The sequence below is a fragment of the Bacillus cereus group sp. BfR-BA-01524 genome, from assembly GCF_022662595.1.
In the GTDB taxonomy this organism is placed as follows: domain Bacteria; phylum Bacillota; class Bacilli; order Bacillales; family Bacillaceae_G; genus Bacillus_A; species Bacillus_A thuringiensis_S.
The window spans coordinates 1-221 of the sequence record NZ_JAKUDW010000469.1 but is presented as its reverse complement, the minus strand read 5'-3'; the positions used below and the strand labels follow the sequence as shown (position 1 = coordinate 221).

Genomic DNA, 221 nt, shown 5'->3' with positions numbered 1-221 from the left:
CTGCCATCATCACCAAACTATGAAGGCATATTCCTTCAAAACTAGATAACATTTGCTTCATATTATATGGTTAAGTCCTCGATCTATTAGTATTCGTCAGCTCCACATGTCCCCATGCTTCCACCTCGAACCTATCAACCTGATCATCTTTCAGGGATCTTACTAGCTTACGCTATGGGAAATCTCATCTTGAGGGGGGCTTCATGCTTAGATGCTTTCAG

1 rRNA gene is annotated in these 221 nt (G+C 42.1%); it reads right to left on the bottom strand.

Annotation, left to right across the window (positions count from 1 at the left end):
• Positions 1 to 66 precede the first annotated feature (66 nt).
• Positions 67 to 221, bottom strand: a 23S ribosomal RNA gene (locus MR170_RS31930); the annotation flags it as partial.